12 protein-coding genes and 1 pseudogene are annotated in these 14,017 nt (G+C 72.1%); 7 read left to right on the forward strand and 6 right to left on the reverse strand.

The window, feature by feature from the left end; genetic code table 11:
• Together NON00_RS21460 and cydD are read right to left on the reverse strand one after the other, a co-directional pair.
• Positions 1 to 613, reverse strand: a pseudogene (locus NON00_RS21460) (ABC transporter ATP-binding protein); the annotation flags it as partial.
• Positions 610 to 2,325, reverse strand: a complete 1,716-nt coding sequence (gene cydD, locus NON00_RS21465) for a thiol reductant ABC exporter subunit CydD (RefSeq protein ID WP_256024796.1) — start codon at positions 2,323 to 2,325, stop codon at positions 610 to 612. The gene cydD and the pseudogene NON00_RS21460, both read right to left, overlap by 4 nt.
• 437 nt (positions 2,326 to 2,762) lie before the next feature.
• Here cydD and NON00_RS21470 point away from each other — a divergent pair, with 437 nt between their 5' ends.
• On the forward strand, positions 2,763 to 3,746 hold the full coding sequence (locus tag NON00_RS21470) for a 2-dehydro-3-deoxygalactonokinase (RefSeq protein ID WP_256024797.1): 984 nt from the start codon (positions 2,763 to 2,765) through the stop codon (positions 3,744 to 3,746).
• Entirely contained in the window at positions 3,743 to 4,393 is a 651-nt protein-coding gene (locus NON00_RS21475) for a 2-dehydro-3-deoxy-6-phosphogalactonate aldolase (RefSeq protein ID WP_256024798.1), read from the forward strand. The genes NON00_RS21470 and NON00_RS21475 overlap by 4 nt, the downstream gene beginning before the upstream one ends.
• Before the next feature lie 84 nt (positions 4,394 to 4,477).
• Here the strand turns inward: NON00_RS21475 and NON00_RS21480 are convergent, their stop codons facing one another.
• The 3 genes from NON00_RS21480 to NON00_RS21490 form a co-directional block, all read right to left on the reverse strand.
• A complete protein-coding gene (locus tag NON00_RS21480; protein WP_256024800.1) occupies positions 4,478 to 5,026 on the reverse strand; it encodes a DUF4337 domain-containing protein in 549 nt (182 codons plus the stop codon).
• Between the two features lie 94 nt (positions 5,027 to 5,120).
• On the reverse strand, positions 5,121 to 7,214 hold the full coding sequence (locus NON00_RS21485; protein ID WP_256024801.1) for a S8 family serine peptidase: 2,094 nt from the start codon (positions 7,212 to 7,214) through the stop codon (positions 5,121 to 5,123).
• A 292-nt stretch (positions 7,215 to 7,506) separates the two neighbouring features.
• Positions 7,507 to 8,544, reverse strand: coding sequence for a substrate-binding domain-containing protein (locus tag NON00_RS21490; RefSeq protein ID WP_256024802.1), 1,038 nt, complete (start codon positions 8,542 to 8,544; stop codon positions 7,507 to 7,509).
• A gap of 112 nt (positions 8,545 to 8,656) precedes the next feature.
• Between NON00_RS21490 and NON00_RS21495 the strand changes: the two genes are divergently transcribed.
• From NON00_RS21495 to NON00_RS21505, 3 genes are read left to right on the forward strand one after another with little or no spacing between them, the layout of a single operon-like run.
• Positions 8,657 to 9,397, forward strand: coding sequence for an ATP-binding cassette domain-containing protein (locus NON00_RS21495; RefSeq protein WP_256024803.1), 741 nt, complete (start codon positions 8,657 to 8,659; stop codon positions 9,395 to 9,397).
• Positions 9,394 to 10,413 (forward strand): ABC transporter permease, encoded by a 1,020-nt coding sequence (locus NON00_RS21500; RefSeq protein ID WP_256024804.1) that lies wholly within the window; start codon positions 9,394 to 9,396, stop codon positions 10,411 to 10,413. Before NON00_RS21495 ends, NON00_RS21500 begins: the two co-directional genes overlap by 4 nt.
• Before the next feature lie 43 nt (positions 10,414 to 10,456).
• Positions 10,457 to 11,413, forward strand: coding sequence for a sugar-binding protein (locus tag NON00_RS21505; RefSeq protein WP_256024805.1), 957 nt, complete (start codon positions 10,457 to 10,459; stop codon positions 11,411 to 11,413).
• A gap of 152 nt (positions 11,414 to 11,565) precedes the next feature.
• On the opposite strand, the gene NON00_RS21510 is transcribed toward NON00_RS21505, so the two are convergent.
• Complete coding sequence (locus NON00_RS21510) at positions 11,566 to 12,141, reverse strand: bifunctional transcriptional activator/DNA repair enzyme AdaA (protein WP_256024806.1); 576 nt, start codon at positions 12,139 to 12,141, stop codon at positions 11,566 to 11,568.
• A gap of 159 nt (positions 12,142 to 12,300) precedes the next feature.
• On the opposite strand from NON00_RS21510, the gene NON00_RS21515 reads away from it, so the two are divergent.
• Together NON00_RS21515 and NON00_RS21520 are read left to right on the forward strand one after the other, a co-directional pair.
• A complete protein-coding gene (locus NON00_RS21515) occupies positions 12,301 to 13,296 on the forward strand; it encodes a DMT family transporter (RefSeq protein ID WP_256024807.1) in 996 nt (331 codons plus the stop codon).
• Positions 13,293 to 13,934 (forward strand): isochorismatase family protein, encoded by a 642-nt coding sequence (locus tag NON00_RS21520; RefSeq protein ID WP_256024808.1) that lies wholly within the window; start codon positions 13,293 to 13,295, stop codon positions 13,932 to 13,934. Before NON00_RS21515 ends, NON00_RS21520 begins: the two co-directional genes overlap by 4 nt.
• Positions 13,935 to 14,017: the final 83 nt, after the last annotated feature.

Consider the following 14,017-nt stretch of genomic DNA (forward strand, 5'->3'; position numbering starts at 1 on the left):
GGGCGGGGCGGGCGGCGGCGCGGGCGGCCCGGAGGCTCACCCCCAGCCCGGTGGCCAGCAGCAGCGCCAGCAGGCCAAGGCCCAGCGCCGGATGCAGCAGCCCGAGCGCCAGCCCGCTGCCCAGTGCCACCACCAGCGCGCCCCCCGCCGGCACCAGCAGGCGGAGGTAGAGCCCGTCCAGCGCATCGACATCGGCGGTCAGCCGGTGCAGCAGCCGGGCGGGGCGGGCCAGCAGCTCCCGCGCCGCGCCGGGCGTCGCCCAGCCCTGGAACAGCCGCACCCGCAGCGCCGCCAGCACGGCCAGGGTGGCGTCATGCGTCACCAGCCGCTCGCCATAGCGCCCGGCGGTGCGCGCCAGGGCCAGGGCGCGGATGCCGGCGGCGGGGCGGAACACGTCGAAGCCGATCGCCGGGGCGCCCGCGGAAAGACCGGCGGAAAGACCGGCGGAAAGCCCCGCCAGGGCGGTGGCCGTGATGAACCAGCCCGAGAGGCCGAGCAGCGCCGCGCCGGCCAGCAGCGTCAGCGCCGAGAGGGCCGCGCCCAGCAGCAGCCGGCCGCGCTGCGCCCGCCAGAACAGGGCCAGCACCGGGAGGAGGGGGGCGAAGCGGCTCATAGGGTGATCACCCGGTCCATGCGCGCGGCCAGCGCGGGGTCGTGCGTCGCCAGCAGCAGGGTGCGCCCCTGGCAGAGGCCGAGCAGGGTTTCCGTCACCGCCGCGGCGGTCGCGGCATCGAGATGGGCGGTGGGCTCATCGGCCAGCACCAGGGTGGCGGCGGGGTCGGCCACCGCGCGGGCCAGGGCGAGGCGCAGCGCCTCGCCACCCGAAAGGCCATGGCCGCCCTCGCCCACCGGGCGGGCGGGGTCCCAGCCGGCGAGGCCGGCGAGGCGCAGGGCGCGGGCGGTGGCCTCCGCCGTCACCCCTGGCCGGCCGAGCGCCACATTGGCCCGCAGCGACCCGGCGAAGAGATGCGGCGCCTGCCCCACCCAGGCGATGCGCCGGCGCAGCAGGGCGGCATTCTCCTCATCCATCGGCCGGCCATCGAGGCGGATCTGCCCGGCCTCCGGCACCGCCAGCCCGGCCAGCAGCGCCAGCAGGCTCGACTTGCCGGCGCCGCTCGGCCCCAGCAGGGCGACATGCTCGCCGGGCCGGATCTCCAGGGAAACATCCTCCAGGGCCGGGGCGGCGGCCCCGGCATGGCGGAAGCGCAGCCCCCGCACCGAAAGACCGGGCGGGCGGGTGGAGGCCGGCGCGGGCGCGCCATCCAGCGCGCCGGGCAGGCGGGGGGCGGGCGCGGCCAGGGCACGCAGCGCGGCCAGCGCCGCCTCGCCCGCCGCGCGGTCATGCCACGCGGCGCACATCTCGCGCAGCGGCTCGAAGAAGGCGGGGGCGAGCAGCAGGATGAACAGCCCCTCGCCCAGCGAAAGCTGCCGGCCCCAGCTGCCGAAGCGGATCTCCCCCAGCAGGTGGAAGCCGATCGAGACCGCCACCAGCGCCACGCCGAGCGCCGAGAACAGTTCCAGCACGGTGGAGGAGAGGAAGGCGATGCGCAGCACCGCCATGGTGCGGGCGCGCAGGCTCTCCGCCTGGAGCCGCAGCCGCTCCGCCGTCGCCGCGCTGGCACCCAGGGCGCGGATGCTGGCCAGCCCGCGCAGCCGGTCGAGCAGGAAGCTGTTCATGCCGCCGAGTTCCAGCATCTGCGCCTCGCTCGCCGCCTGGGCGCGCCAGCCGATCAGCGCCATGAAGAGCGGGATGAGCGGCGCCGCCAGCAGCAGCGCCAGCGCGGCGGACCAGGAGAAGGGCAGCACCGCCAGCAGGATGGCCGGCGGCACCAGGGCCGCGCGCAGCCGCGCCGGGCGGAAGCGCAGCAGATAGGGCAGCACCGCATCCGCCTGCTCCACCAGCAGGCTGGCGGCGGCACCGGAGGCCGGGCGCGTGGCGTCGAGCGGTGAGCGCGTGGCCAGGGCTGTGAGCGCCCCGGCCCGCAGCCCGGAGAGCAGGGCGCGCGCGGCGGCGAAGACCCGCCGCCCGCCCCAGGCCTCCAGCCCGGCGCGGGCCAGGCCGAGCAGCAGCACCAGCGCGGCGGGCCAGAGCGTGGCCTGCACGCCTTCCCCCGCCGCGATGCCCTGCACGGCGAAGGCCAGCAGCCCCGCCTGGGGCAGCCAGAGCAGCGCCGCCAGCGCCTGCACCAGCGCGCCCCGCCGCAGGGCCGGGGGCACGGAGGGCGCGCCCCGGCGCCGTGGCGCGGGGGCGGAGGCAGGCCGTGCCTCCGTCGCGGGCCGTGTCGCCACGCCTTCTGGCGCGGGGCCGGGGTGCAGATCGGGCATCGGAGGCAGACTCTCCCGCAGCGGGACTCACCGGAATCCCTGACGACTGGGGGGCTTCTAGGCCCGCCGGCCGCGCTCTTCCTTGCGCTGCATCAAGTCTAGAAGATGAGTCTTATATAATCCGTTGTCGCCCCGAATCAGTGTGTTGCGGCCTGGTTTGACGCCTCCGCCCGGCCCGCCTAAGCCTTGACCCGGAACGATCAGGCCTGAGGCTGCTTGAGAATACGGCCGCGCTCTTGAGAGGGGCTTCGCCCCTCTCAAACGCACCCCACCAAAGGCCTGAGGCCTTTGGAAACCCTTTCTGAAGGCGGGTGCAGGGAGCCCTGCTCCCTGCCCAAGGGAAAGAAAGGGGGAGTTTGAGGGGGCAAAGCCCCCCTCAAGGCCCGCAGGCTCAAACAGCCTCTCAAAACGACAAGGAATCCGGCATGGGGGAAACCGTGACAGACAAGCAGGGACAGGCACCGCCGGCCCTGATCGCGCTCGACTGGGGCACCTCCAGCTTCCGCGCCTTCCTGATGGATGCCTCCGGCACGGTGCTGGCCCAGGCCGCCGGGCCGGAAGGCATCCTGCACCTGCCCCGCCCGGGGGCGGAGGGCTTCGCCGAAGTCCTGGCCGCGCGCTGCGGCCCCTGGCTGGCGCGCTGGCCCGGCCTGCCCGTGGTGGCGGGCGGCATGGTCGGCAGCGCCCAGGGCTGGCGCGAGGCCCCCTATGCCCCTTGCCCCGCCGACCCCGCCACCCTGGCCCGCGCCGCGGTCGAGGCCACCACGCCCGCGGGGGTGCGGGTGCTCATCGCCCCCGGCCTGCTGCACGCCCCGCCCGGCGCCCCGCCCGACGTGATGCGCGGCGAGGAAATCCAGATCGCCGGCGCCCTGCGCGCGCAGCCCGCCCTGGCCGCCCGCGCCCGCTTCATCCTCCCCGGCACCCACAGCAAATGGGTGGAACTGGAGGAGGGGCGCATCACCGGCTTCGCCACCTACATGACGGGCGAGCTCTTCGCCGTGCTGCGTCACCATTCGCTGCTCGGGCGGTTGATGACGGAGGTGGCGCCGGGCGCGGAAGAAGCCGCCGCCGCCTTCGCCCAGGGGCTGGACCTCGCCCGCGCCAGCGGCCCCGGCGACCTGCCGCACCAGATCTTCGCCGCCCGCAGCCTCGGCCTGACCGGGCGCATGGCCCCGGCCGCCCTGGCGGAATTCCTCTCCGGGCTGCTCATCGGGCATGAGGTGGTGTCCGGCCTCGCCCGCACGGAGGGCACGGCGCCGCTGGTGCTGATCGGCGAGGCGGGGCTGTGCCGCCGCTACGCCACGGCCCTCGCCGCCTTCGGCGCCCCCGCGCCGCTGCCGCTGGGCAACACCGCGCCCGCCGGGCTGTTCCATTTTGCCGTGGCGGCCGGGCTGGTCGCCGCCGGGGAGACCACGCCATGACCACCTCGCCCCATGCGCCACGCTTCGATGCCGCCCTGGCCGCGCTGCCCCTCATCGCCATCCTGCGCGGCCTGCGCCCGGAGGAGGCGGAGCCGGTGGCCACCGCCCTCTACGCGGCGGGCTTCCGGCTGATCGAGGTGCCGCTGAACTCGCCCGAGCCCTTCGCCAGCATCGCCGCCATCCGCCGCCTGCTGCCGGCGGAGGCGCTGGTCGGCGCCGGCACGGTGACGCGGGAGGAGGAGGTGGCGCGCCTCGCCGGTCTCGGCGCCGAGCTGGTGGTGATGCCCCATGCCGATACCGCGGTGATCGCCGCCGCCGCGCGGACCGGGCTGCTCTGCACGCCCGGGGTGGCGACGCCCACCGAGGCCTTCGCCGCCCTCGCCGCCGGGGCCACGGCGCTGAAGCTCTTCCCGGCCGAGCTGGTCGGGCCGCCGGTGGTCAAGGCCATCCGCGCCGTGCTGCCGGCGGGGACGCGGCTGCTGCCGGTGGGGGGCATCACGCCCGCGACCATGCAGCCCTTCCTGGCGGCGGGGGCGGCGGGCTTCGGCCTCGGCTCCGCGCTCTACGCGCCGGGGATGAGCGCCGCCGAAGTGGGGGAGAGGGCGCAGGGCTTCGCCGCCGCCTGGCGGGCGCTGCGCACGGCGTGAGGGGAGCGTGAAAAAGGCCAGGGAAGGCTCTGCCTTCCCTGGACCCATCCGCCAGGACGCGGGCGTCCTGGACCTCCATCAGGGTCAGGTCAGGCCGAGGAAGGTCAGAAGGGAAAGGCCCGCGCCGGCCAGGCCCAGCCCGCCCCCGAGCCAGACCAGCAGCCCCGCCCCGGTGATGATCGCCGCCGAACCCAGCACGATGGCCAGCTGCAGCATCGCCGCGGCGAGATCGTAATGGCCGTCCCGCCGCATCGCCTCGTCGCGCGCCTGCTCCGTGGCCTTGGCGCGGGCCATCAGCTCGCGCCGGCCCTCCTGCGTCTCGGGCTCGCTCTCCCAGCGCTCGATGCTGGCGCGCCAGCGGCCCAGCATGGCCTCGGCCTCCGCCTCCCGCCCCGGGGCGGGGGTGAGCAGCGGCAGCAGGTCCGACAGGCCGCGCAGCGTCGTCTGCCGCACCGTCTTGGCCTGGAAGAAGGCCCAGAGATTGGCCCCCTCCACATTGCGCATCTGCGCTTCCGACTTGGCGTCGTCCCCCGCCACCTCGGTCAGGGCCAGCGCCAGCGCCAGGGCGGCGATCAGCAGGGCGACGCGCTTGTTGCCTTGGGGCTCTTCCATCGTCTCGGCCGGATTGTCCATGCTTGCCTTCCCCGTATCGTGGGATGGCGGGCGATTAGACAAGCGCGGCCCTGGCCGCAAGGGGAGCGGCGGGGCACCCCGCCGCCCCGCCCGCTCAGGCGATGATGCGGCTGTCGCTCAGCCCGCCCGTATAGCCCTGGAGGAACAGCAGTTCCTGGGCCGCCATCGCGCTGCCCAGCCCGTCGGCATCGACCATCACCGACAGGCCGCGCGAGGTCTGCGCCGTCTTGACCCAGCCATCCGCCATGGCCGTGCTGCCCTTGTAGCCCAGCCCGTCGAGCAGGCCGGAAAGGTCCAGGATGTCCTGCTGCGAGAAATCGGTGATCACATCGCCCTTATCCTCCATCCGGGCATAGATGAAGACATCGGCGCCGGCGCCGCCCTTGATGACATCCGCGCCACGCCCGCCGGAGATGCGGTTGGACAGCGCATTGCCGGTGATGGTGTCGTTGCCGTCGCCGGTGAAGAGGTTTTCGATCAGCGTGCCGGCGGCGATCGTCAGGCTCTTGCCCAGCACCACGCTCTTCGCACCGGCATTCATGTCGATCTGCACCGCGCTCTTGATGGCGGCGAAGTTCATCGTGTCGATGCCGCCATCGAGGTCGCGCAGCACGGCGCGCTTGCTGTCCGCCCCCAGCGTGGCGAAGGCATCCGTGTAGATGTAGAGATCGTTGTTGCCGATGGCATCGCCGATGAAGTCGAGCTTCCAGGAATTCAGCGTTCCGGTGAAGCCGGAGGCGGCATCCTGCACCTTCAGCGTCCAGGTGCCGGTCACGCCCTCGCCCCAGAAATGCACGCTGTCCATGGTGAACTTCAGCGTGGTCGAGCCGGTGCCGCCGCTGCTGAGGCCGGCGCGGCTCATCAGCACGCTTTCCGTGCCGGTGGGCGAGACCAGCGTCAGGACCAGATCGCTCATCCGGGCATGGCTGAGATCGACCGTCACCTCGACGCGGTCGATCTCCAGATCCGCGCTGCCCACCTTGATGGTGCTGCTGGCCGTGCCGGCATCCTGCAGGGCGAGCTTGGCCGTGCTGCTGGCGGAGAGCTTCGCCGCATTGTCGAAGGTGGATTTCGACTGCCAGGTCTCGGCCAGCCGCACGGCGGCATGGGCATCCACCAGGCCGAAGCCGAAATCGTGGTTATAGGTCAGGCCGCCGCCATTCCAGTCGGTCGCGCCATTGGTCCGCGCCGTGGTCAGGAAGGAGGCCGTCTTCTGCGCCGAATAGGCCAGGATCTCCTGCACGTCGCGGTAGCCGAGGCCGGAATTGGCCTCCAGCATCAGCGCGATGACGCCGGAGACGACGGGGGCGGCGAAGGAGGTGCCGCTGACGGCGGCGAAATCGCCGCTGACATAGCCGCTGCTGCCCGTGCGGTCGGTGGTGACGACGCCGACGCCCGGCGCGGAAATCAGGATCGCCGCGCCCGGCGTGCTGAAGGAGGCGATGGCGCCATTCTGGTCCGTCGCCCCCACCGCGATGGCATAGGGCGAGTTCTGGAAGTCGTGGTAATTGACGTTCTGGCCGGAGGCGCGGTCATTGCCGGCGGCGAAGACGAAATTCGTCCCCAGCCCGCCGCGTCCGTAGCGCACGGCGTCTTCCATCGCCTTGCCATGCTGGGCGAAGGTGATGCTGGAAAAATTATCGCCGAAGACGCCGCCATAGCCCCAGCTATTGTTCACCACGTCGAGCGAGCGGGCGGCCTTCAGCGCCTCCAGGATCTCGGAGGTGGAGGTGTTGGTGCCGAAGCTGACCTGATAGCCCACCAGCCCCGCGCCCCAGGCGACGCCGCTGCCGCCATAGGCATTGTTGTAGGCGGCGCCGATGACGCCGGCGACCGCCGTGCCATGGTTGTGCGTGCCGTCGACGGGGGCGGCGTCATTGTCCTTGCGGACGAAGTCGCGGTCCAGCGCGGTGCGGTAATTCGCCGCGAGGTCGGCATGGGTGTACTGGAAGCCGTCATCGATGATGCCGACCAGCACGCCCCGCCCGCTGTAGCGGCCCCACACGCTCTGCACGTCGATGCCGGTATTGGCATTGGCGATGTGCCACTGGCTGCCCGCCAGCGGGTCCGCCCCCGTCGCGGAGAGCTGCGCGCCGGCCTCCGCGGCGCCCCCTGCCGCGATCCCCGCCGGGCCGCCGGCCACGTGGCCGCGGGCCTGGGGGAGACTGAAGAAAACCGGCTCGTCCATGGCCAGGCCATCCTGCCCTTGCGAGGCATTCGCCCGGTCCCGCAGCCCAGAGATTTGCCGCATGCGCCAGCCCTGTTGTTGATCGGGGCCGAGTATGGGCAGGAGAAGGGTTAACGTTCCGACAAGACGAGGGACGGTTTTTCGGAAACTGTCGCGGAAACCGAGGCGTCGTCTCTTCTGGCGCGAGGTGCGCAAGGCTTATCGAAAGTCTGTCTGATGGTGGGTGCAGGGGACCCTGTCCCCTGCTGGGGGAGTTTGAGGGGGCAAAGCCCCCTCACTGGAAGGCTGAGCATCAGGGCAGGTTGTCGCGCACGAAAATGCCGATGCGGATGCGTTCCTGCTCCGGCAGCACCGGCTCGCGCAGCGCCTGGGCCAGCAGCAGCCGCGCTGCGGAACGCACCTCATGCCCGGCATCCTGCGCGATGCAGGCATCCAGCGTGCCCTCCAGCAGGAAGCGGCGGGTATGCGGCGTCAGCTCATGGCCGATATAGACGATTCCGTCCGCGCGCCCGGCCTGTTCCAGCGCCGCCACCACGCCGCGATGCCCGGCGCCGATATTGTAGAGCCCGCGCAGCCCCGGTGCCTGCTCCAGCAGCCGCTGCACCAGGGTGGCGTTGCGGCCATTATCGTCGCGCCCCTCCAGCACCGGCAGCAGGGTGAGGCCGGGGAAATCGCGTTCCATCACCTGGGCGAAACCGAAATAGCGCTCCGCATGGTCACGCAGCGAGAGCGAGCCGGCGAGGACGCCGATCGCGCCGCCCCGCCCGCCGAGGAAGCGGCCCATCAGCGTCGCCGCGGTGCGGCCGGCGGCGGCATTGTCGATGCCGACATAATGCAGCCGCCGCGCCGAGGGCACGTCCGAGACCAGGGTGACGACGGGCACGCCACGCGCCGCCAGCTCGTCAATGGCATGGCGCACGCGGGGGTGGTCCAGCGCCACCACGGCGACGCCGTCGCACCCGGCCGGGATCGCCTCCAGCCGCCGCGCCAGCGTGCCGGGGTCGAAGACATCGGTGCGCTGGATCTCAAGCCCGGCGCGCTGCGCCGCCAGCCAGTCGCGCAATTGCAGCGCCTGCTCCTCCAGCTGGGCGAAGAAGCTGTTGCTGCCGCTGGGCAGCAGGAAGAGGAAGCGGTGGAAGCGGTTGCGCGCCAGCCGCGCCGCCGCCGGGTCGGGGCGGTAGTTCAGCCGCTGCACCGCCGCCTGGACGCGGCTTTCCGTCCGCGCCCGCACGCCGGGGCGGCGGTTCAGCACCCGGTCCACCGTCGCCAGCGAGACGCCGGCCTCGCGCGCCACATCCTCGAGGGTCACACGAGAGGGAGGCAGGTTCATAAGACAAGCTCTAGCGCGTTTTCTGAGGTGCGCAACTCATTTTGGATCGCTACACTCCCGCATCGAGGCCCCGCAGAGGGCCCGTCCAGGAAAGCAGGGGGAGGGCAGGGCCTTGGCCTTGTTGCAGCTGCGCGATATCGGCAAGGAGTTCGGCGCCATCCGCGCCCTCGGCGGGGTGGACCTCACCCTGCACCGGGGTGAGGTGCTGGGGCTGATGGGCGACAATGGCGCCGGGAAATCCACCCTGGTGCGCATCATGGCCGGCAATTTCCGCCCCAGCCACGGCACCATGCATTTCAACGGCCGCCCGGTGGAGTTCCACCGGCCCGCCGATGCCCGTGATGCCGGGATCGAGGTGGTCTACCAGGACCTCGCCCTGGCGGATAATCTGACGGCCGCGGCCAATGTCTTCCTCGGGCGCGAACTGCGGCGCGGGGTCTGGCCTTTCCGCCTGCTCGACCACGCGGCGATGCAGCAGCGCGCGGCGGAGCTGTTCCAGGAGCTGAAATCCGAGACCCGGCCCGGCGACCTCGTGCGCCAGATGTCGGGCGGGCAGCGCCAGGCGGTGGCCATCGCCCGCACCCGGCTGGCCGATGCCCGCCTCGTCATCATGGACGAGCCCACCGCCGCCATCTCCGTCCGCCAGGTGCATGAGGTGCTCGACCTCATCCAGCGCCTGCGCGACCGCGGCATCGCCGTCATCCTCATCAGCCACCGCATGCCGGATGTCTTCACCGTCTGCGACCGCGTGGCGGTGATGCGGCGCGGCCGCAAGGTGGCGGACAAGCCGATCGGCCAGACCAGCCCGGAAGAGATCACGGGCCTCATCACCGGCGCGCTGGAGGTGGCATGAGCACCGGCCTGCACTTCACCAATGTCGGCCGTGCCCCCTGGCACCGGCGCGGCTTCTTCGCCAGCCAGACCTTCTATGTGGCGGTGGCCTTCGCGCTGATCGCCCTCGGCATGGCCATCCTCTCGCCGATCTTTCTCTCCGGCGGCAATCTCTACAACATCTCGAAGAACTTTTCCTTCGTTGCCATCGTCGCCCTTGGCGTCACGCTGGTCATCGTCACCGGCGGCATCGACCTCTCGGTGGGCTCGACCATGGCGCTCGTCGCCCTCGTCACCGTCATGACGCTGAACGCGGTGGCCGGGCGATTCTCCGGGCTGCCCGGGCTGGCGCTCGGCGCCGCGCTGTGCGCCGGGCTCGCCACCAGCCTCGCCATCGGACTGATCAACGGGGTGCTGGTGGCGAAGGTCGGGCTCTCCCCCTTCGTCACCACCCTTGGCATGCTCTCCATCGCGCGCGGCCTCTGCTACGTCATCACCGACGGGCGCGGCCAGGCGCCGCAGGGCGATGATGCGGAGCTGCTCTACAGCCTCGCCGACGGGCAGCTCCTCGGCCTGCCCATGCCGGTGGTCTATCTGCTGGTGCTGGCCGGGTTGCTGGGGCTGGTGCTGCACCACAGCGCCTGGGGCCGGCATCTCTTCGCCATCGGCGGCAATGAGCGCGCGGCGCGGCTCTGCGGCGTGCGCGTCGATGCGGTGAAGATCTCGGCCTATGTGCTCTCCGCCCTCGCCGCCGGCTTCGCCGGGGTGCTGATGGCGGGCTGGCTCGGCTCCGTGCCGGCCAACCTCGCCTTCGGCTACGAGCTGCGCATCATCGCCGCCTCGGTCATCGGCGGCGCCAACCTTGCCGGCGGCGCCGGCGGGCCGCTCGGCGCCGTGCTCGGCTCGGCACTGATCGAGGTGATCCGCAACGGGCTCGTCCTCGGCAAGGTCAGCCCCTACTGGCAGGATACGCTGATCGGCCTGATCATCATCCTGGCGGTGCTGGTGGACCGCCTGCGCGCCCGCCGCGCCGGCTGAGACAACACGAAGAAACCTGAACGCAGAACAGGGAAGAACAGGGATGACACGTCGCCTCCTCCTCGCCGCGCTGGCGCTCGCCTGCCTCACCGGCGGTGCCGCCACTTCCACCCCCGCCGCGGCACAGCAGCGCTACCGCTTCGCCATCGTGCCCAAGGCCATGAACAACCCCTTCTTCGACCTCGCCCGCGATGGCTGCCGCGCCCGCGCCGCCGAGCTCGGCAATGTCGAATGCGTCTATCTCGGCCCCGTCGAGCACGAGCCGGCGACGCAGACCCAGATCATCCAGGACCTCATCACCCAGCGGGTGGACGGGCTGGCCATCTCCGTGTCCGATGCCGCCGCCTCCCGCCGCGTCATCCAGCGCGCGGTGGAGGCGGGCATCCCCGTCATCACCTTCGATGCCGATGCGCCGCAGAGCCAGCGCCAGGCCTATATCGGCACCGACAATCTGGAATTCGGCCGCGCCCTCGGCCGCCAGCTCGTCGCCCTGCGGCCGCGCCCGGGCAGCTACGCCATGGTCTCCGGCGGGCCCGCCGCGCTGAACCTCAATGACCGCGTCAAGGGCGTGCGCGAGGTGCTCCAGGCCGCCGGCTGGACCGAGGTGCCCGGCTCCCCCACCTTCTGCAATGACGACCAGGCGCTGGCCGTGCAGCAGATGGCGGACCTGCTGACGGCCAACCCGCGCCTCGACGCCATCGTGCCGGTGGGCGGCTGGCCCATGTTCGTGCCGCAGGCCTTCAGGTCCTTCGTCGATAACAACCGCGCCCGGCTGGAGGAGGGCGCCCTGACCCTGGTGGTGGCGGATACGCTGCGCGTGCAGCTCGAATTGCTGCGCGATGGCTATGCCTCCGCCCTGGTCGGCCAGCGGCCCTATGAGATGGGGCAGCGCGCCATGGATGCCCTGCTGGCCCTCAAGAAGGGCGAGAAGGTGCCGGAGATCACCCATGTCGGCGTCGATCTGGTGACGCGCGACAAGGCCGCCGCCATGCTGCGCTGAGGGATGGGCTTCCAGGCCGTCGCGCGGTCTTGAGAGGGGCTTGGCCCCTCTCAAACTCTCCCCACCAAAGGCCTGAGGCCTTTGGAAACCCATCAGGGCGTTCCATCTGATGGAGGGGGTGGAGGGGAAAGTCTTCTTCAGCTTGAGGGGCGTCAGCTTTTTTCACGCCGGATGGCGCTGGGCGGGCGGCGATAGACCTCGGCGAAGACGGCGTTGAAGCGCCGCAGGCTGCCGAACCCGGCCCGCAGGGCGATCTCCGTCATGCCGAGATCGCTGCCGCTCAGCAGCCGCTTGGCCCGCTGCACGCGCGCGGTGCGCGCCACGGCCGAGGGCGTGGCCCCCAGATGCCGCGTGAAAAGCCGCCGTAGATGCCGCTCCGTCATCCCGAGCCGCGCCGCCAGCGCCGCGACCGAGGCGCCCTCGCCATCCAGCGCGCCCTCCTCGGCGATCAGGCGCAGCGCCCGCTCCACCGTGGCCCGGCTGCCCTTCCAGGCGGCGCAGAAGGGCGCCGTCTCGGGCCGGCAGCGCAGGCAGGGGCGGAACCCCGCCGCCTCCGCCGCCGCCGCACTCGGCACGAAGAGCACATTGCGCCGCAGCGGCAGCCGCACCGGGCAGACGCAGCGGCAATAGATCCCCGTTGTCCGCACGCAGACGAAGAATCGCCCGTCAAAGGCCGGGTCACGCCGTGCCCAGGCCGCTTCCCAGGCCGTCCCCGCGGCCTCCTGCATGCTGTCTCTCCCTGCGCCTCGCGCCCTGCCTGCCGGGCGACGTATATCAGGTGGAGCCGCCCGCCGGGCCGCAAGCCGGAAGGATGAGGTCCGATTCCGGCGAGGCAGGAACGGCCCGATGCGCCATCTCTCCCAGACCACCCCCGCAAGGTTCCCCGTATGTCCGAAGCCCGCGCCATGGGCCCCTCCGAATGGGGGATGCTCGGCCTGCTCTCGCTCCTCTGGGGCGGGTCCTTCTTCTTCTCCAAGGTTGCCCTGGCGGAATTGCCGCCGCTCACCGTGGTGCTGGCGCGTGTCGCCCTGGCCGCCCTGGCGCTGCGCCTCTTCCTGGCGCTGCGCGGCATTCCCGTGCCGGCCACGGCGGCGGCGTGGCGGGCTTTTCTCGCCATGGGGCTGCTCAACAGCCTCATCCCCTTCACCCTGATCTTCTGGGGGCAGGGCTTCATCAGCAGCGGGCTGGCCTCCATCCTCAACGCCACCACCCCTGTCTTTTCCATCCTCGTGGCCCGCTTCGTGGCGCGGGAGGAGGGCCTGCCCCTCAACCGGGTCGCCGGCATCGCCCTGGGCCTCGCGGGGGTGGCGCTGCTGCTGGGCGGCGCGGCCTTCCGCGGGGCGGAGGGCGGCCTGCCGGGCATCCTGGCCTGCCTGGGTGCCGCGCTGTTCTACGGCTTCGCCAATTCCTACGGGCGGCGCTTCCGGGCGATGGGCATCAGCCCCGCCCAGGGCGCCTTCGGGCAGATCGCGGCCACGGCCCTCCTGGCCCTGCCGCTCGCCCTGGCCATCGACCGGCCCTGGCGCCTGCCGGCCCCCGCCGCCCCCGTCTGGGCCGCCCTGGCGGGGCTGGCTCTGCTCTCCACGGCGCTGGCCTATATCCTGTTCTTCCGGCTCATCGCCACGGCGGGGGCCACCAATACCTCGCTGGTCACGCTGCTGGTGCCGGTCAGCGCCATCCTGCTCGGCGCCGGCATTCTGGGGGAGCGGCTCTCGCCCTTCCACCTGGGTGGCATGGCCCTGATCGGCCTCGGGCTGCTGGCGCTGGATGGGCGGCTTCTCCGCCGGCGCGGGAGAGGGCATGATGGCGCGCCCGCACCGGCCTCTTCCCATCCCGGCGCGCCAACGATTGCGCGACCCCCTGCACAGGACACCCCGCCATGAGCGACGAGTTGGAGATCTACCGCCATCAGGGCTTCGCCACCCCGCTCGGCCTCGGCCAGGCGCCGGCCGTGCTGGTCATCGACTTCGTCCACGGCTTCACCGACCCGGCGCATTTCGGCGGCGGCAATATCGGCCCCGCCATCGCCCGCACCGTCGAGCTTCTCGCCCTCGCCCGCGCCCGTGGCTGGCCGGTGGCGCATACCCGCGTGGTCTATGCCGAGGATGGCTCGGATGGCGGCGCCTTCGCCATGAAGGTGCCCGCCCTGCTGAAGCTCACCGAGCATAGCCCGCTCAGCCAGATCGTGCCGGAACTGACCCCCGCGCCGGGGGAAACCGTCTTCCGCAAGCAGCACGCCAGCGCCTTTTTCGGCACCACCCTGGCGGCGTGGCTGGCCTTCCGGCGGGTGGACACGCTGCTCGTTGCCGGCTGCACCACCAGCGGCTGCGTGCGCGCCAGTGTCGTCGATGCCTCCGCCCACGGGATGCGGCCTGTCGTCATCACCGATTGCGTGGGGGACCGCGCCATCGGGCCGCATGAGGCCAATCTTTTCGATATGGGGCAGAAATACGCGGATCTGATGAGCCTGGAGGAACTGCGCGGCGCCCTGGCGCGCAACACCGAGGCCGAGGTGGTTTGAAAATACGGGGCGCCTGTGGCCTTGAGGGGGCTTTGCCCCCTCAAACTCCCCCAGCAGGGGACAGGGTCCCCTGCACCCGCCTT

Source organism: Roseomonas sp. GC11 (assembly GCF_024437745.1).
Classification (GTDB): Bacteria; Pseudomonadota; Alphaproteobacteria; order Acetobacterales; family Acetobacteraceae; genus Pseudoroseomonas.

What these genes read in the sequence shown, in the direction of transcription:
- NON00_RS21490 (WP_256024802.1), bottom strand. Translation starts at nt 8,544, where the DNA reads ATGAACCTGCCTCCCTCTCGTGTGACCCTCGAGGATGTGGCGCGCGAG.
- NON00_RS21505 (WP_256024805.1), top strand. Translation starts at nt 10,457, where the DNA reads ATGACACGTCGCCTCCTCCTCGCCGCGCTGGCGCTCGCCTGCCTCACC.
- NON00_RS21500 (WP_256024804.1), top strand. Translation starts at nt 9,394, where the DNA reads ATGAGCACCGGCCTGCACTTCACCAATGTCGGCCGTGCCCCCTGGCAC.
- cydD (WP_256024796.1), bottom strand. Translation starts at nt 2,325, where the DNA reads ATGCCCGATCTGCACCCCGGCCCCGCGCCAGAAGGCGTGGCGACACGG.
- NON00_RS21510 (WP_256024806.1), bottom strand. Translation starts at nt 12,141, where the DNA reads ATGCAGGAGGCCGCGGGGACGGCCTGGGAAGCGGCCTGGGCACGGCGT.
- NON00_RS21485 (WP_256024801.1), bottom strand. Translation starts at nt 7,214, where the DNA reads ATGGACGAGCCGGTTTTCTTCAGTCTCCCCCAGGCCCGCGGCCACGTG.
- NON00_RS21480 (WP_256024800.1), bottom strand. Translation starts at nt 5,026, where the DNA reads ATGGACAATCCGGCCGAGACGATGGAAGAGCCCCAAGGCAACAAGCGC.
- NON00_RS21475 (WP_256024798.1), top strand. Translation starts at nt 3,743, where the DNA reads ATGACCACCTCGCCCCATGCGCCACGCTTCGATGCCGCCCTGGCCGCG.
- NON00_RS21520 (WP_256024808.1), top strand. Translation starts at nt 13,293, where the DNA reads ATGAGCGACGAGTTGGAGATCTACCGCCATCAGGGCTTCGCCACCCCG.
- NON00_RS21515 (WP_256024807.1), top strand. Translation starts at nt 12,301, where the DNA reads ATGTCCGAAGCCCGCGCCATGGGCCCCTCCGAATGGGGGATGCTCGGC.